This is a genomic window from Microcystis sp. M53602_WE12 (assembly GCF_030065455.1).
Taxonomy (GTDB): Bacteria; Cyanobacteriota; Cyanobacteriia; order Cyanobacteriales; family Microcystaceae; genus Microcystis; species Microcystis aeruginosa.
This window is the reverse complement of the sequence record NZ_JASJFB010000555.1, coordinates 1-2,747: the sequence shown is the minus strand read 5'-3', so window position 1 is coordinate 2,747 and position 2,747 is coordinate 1. Positions and strand designations below refer to the sequence as shown.

1 protein-coding gene is annotated in these 2,747 nt (G+C 40.2%); it reads left to right on the top strand.

From position 1 onward, the window contains the following. The first annotated feature begins 545 nt into the window (after positions 1 to 545). The gene (locus PX482_RS17915) at positions 546 to 2,366 is read left to right on the top strand and encodes an EAL domain-containing protein (RefSeq protein WP_002761714.1); all 1,821 of its coding nucleotides are present in this window, start codon (positions 546 to 548) and stop codon (positions 2,364 to 2,366) included. The last annotated feature ends 381 nt before the right edge of the window (positions 2,367 to 2,747 follow it).

Genomic DNA, 2,747 nt, shown 5'->3' with positions numbered 1-2,747 from the left:
TCTGGTCAATTACCTAATTTTCAGAGAAAAAGTCCCAGAATTTTCCCCCTATCTCTCCCACAACTGGTACTTTTTGATTGACAAAAAGTCTAAAAGTCTTACCCAACAAGGTTTTTAGATTTATTCAGCAAGCCCTATCTAAATTACTCGTTAAGACCCCCTAAAAGCGGGGTCAGCTTTAAGCCAAGGAATTAGGGGTACAGTTAGTTTGAGATAATTTTGATGCTGGCTATTCCTTCTTAAGTTATATTTATAAATATCCCCTCGACAGCTTGAAGAGCGAACCTTTATCCAATCTTTACCATCAAAAACCGAGCATTTAGCCATGTTATCGACTATAATCGGCCTAGTACAGAATTTGAACAGGTACAAAGATTTTGGGTTACTCAGGCCTTGAAACCAGAAGATGTGACGCAATTGCCGTTAAGTAACTGTTCCGAATCACACCCAACACTTGATTGAGAAAATAAATTAAGTCAAAGACGAATAAGCCATGACTTTTTGAGGGAGCATATTAACTTATATTTTGTCGAGGTATCGAAAAAATGATTAATGGTTCATCCAATTCCCGTTATCTCCTCATTGTGGAAGATCCTCAAGGGAGAAGAACAATTACCCTAGAAGACATGAAATATTCTCTCGGCCGTAAGTCCGATAATCAAATTGTTCTTCGCTCCAAATACGCATCTCGCTATCATGCGACTTTAATTAAAAAGAGTATTGATCGCCAAAATTTTTCCTATTGGATTCTTGATGGTGATTTAGAGGGAAATAAAAGTCATAATGGTATTTATGTCAATGGGTCTAAATGCTTGGTTCATGAATTAAAAGATGGTGATTTAATTAACTTTGGCTGTGATATAAACGCCAGTTTTCATTTAATAGCCAGTCAAGAAAAAATAGAGCAAGCACCGGTTAAAAGTTCAGGACAGCTACGAGTGGATCTGACGGAAAATGAAGCAAATTATAGCCGGGATGACCTCCACACAAAAAGTACCCTAATTCTCCATCATTCCCCATCCCAGACCATTAGTTTTGATAACAGGACTCAAGAGGAATCTTTCCTAGATATTCTCACGAATTTGCCTAACCGTTCTATCTTTAATGAATATCTGTCAAATGCTATTAATAATGCCCAGAAAAGTAATCAAATGCTCGGTCTGTTATTAGTGGATGTAGAGCGGCTAAGAAATGTCAACAATCGACTAGGTTATCGACTGGGAGATAACCTATTAAAAATCGTCAGTGAACGGTTAAGAAAAAATTTGAGATCGGGGGATATAGTCGCTCGTTGGGGAGGGGACGAATTTATTATCCTGCTGCCACAAATTAATAAGGCTAATGATCTGGAAAAAGTTAGTCAAAGAATTATTGAAACCCTAGAAAATAATTACGAAATCGAAAATCACTCCCTAGCCGTGCGATTCAATTTAGGTTCAGTTATCTGTCCCCCCGTCGGCACAGACAGAAAAATAATTTTACAGAAACTGGAGGAAAATTTAGTAGCGGTCAAGAATAATATCAATAATAACTCCAGGATAGAGTCAGTTAATGTTCACCCTAAAAATACTCGTAGTTCTAAAGTTGAATATTTTCTCTATCAGGCAATCAGAAATAATGAATTAGCTCTTTACTATCAACCGCAAGTTAATATGACTCAGTGGCAAGTGGAAGGGTTAGAGGTATTATTGCGCTGGTTACACCCTCAATTCGGATTAATCGCTCCTAATCGTTTCTTACCCTTAATCCAAGAAAGCGAGTTAATCCTTGAGCTTAATCGTTGGGTGCTGAAAAATGCCTGTCAACAAGCACAAATATGGCAGCAGCGAGGATTATTATACACTCCCATCTCGATCAATCTGTCCCCGCACCAATTGCGGGATCCGCAGTTGCTCACCATCCTCAAAGAAGTCTTGACTGAAAGCAAAATCGGGCCTTTCTTTCTGGAGATGGAAATAACCGAGACAAGTTTACTAGAAAATAGCCGCGAAACCGGTCGAATTCTTGGGGATTTGCAGGAATTGGGTATTAGTATCACCCTTGATGATTTTGGCAGCGGTTACGCGTCGATCGCCTATCTCGGTCAATTTTCCGTGAAAAAACTGAAAATAGAGCAATCTTTAACGAAAAACCTGAGTAATAATCCCCAAGATACCCGTTTTATCTCGTCATTGCTGGCGATAGCGAAAAGTTTTAACTTAATAGTGATCGCCAAGGGAGTAGAAACCCAACAACAATTAGAAATCCTGCAAGAATTAGGTTGCGAGAGAATGCAAGGCAATCGCATCAGTGGCCCTCTAGCAGTGGAGGAAATGACTAAATTTCTCCACACCCACCGCAGCCTGTCAGTAATCAGTGATCAGTGATCAGTTACCAGTTATCAGCTCTGGGTTTTTAGTAAGGAGGAGTAAATAGGGTTTGCGGCAAAAAGCTTTTCCTAGGGGCAGGGTGTCGCCCCCCCAACCCCCCCGACATCGGGGGGGCAGGTGGGGTGTGGGGTTTTACCCATTTTCAGGTGGTCAATTACCTAATTTTCAGGGAAAAATTCCCGGAATTTTCCCCCCAATCACTCCAATGGTCGGCACTTTTTGAGTTCAAAAAAGTCTAAAAGCCTTATCCAAAAAGGTTTTTAGATTTATTCAGCAAACCCTAAATAATCCACGGCAATCAACAGTTTAGCCGTGGATGTCTTATCATGGTTAGGGAAAAAATTGGGGTCGTAGCTCAGTTGGATAGAGCGAGTGCCT

Coding starts and splice junctions, on each gene's coding strand:
- PX482_RS17915 (WP_002761714.1), top strand. CDS start 546: ATGATTAATGGTTCATCCAATTCCCGTTATCTCCTCATTGTGGAAGAT.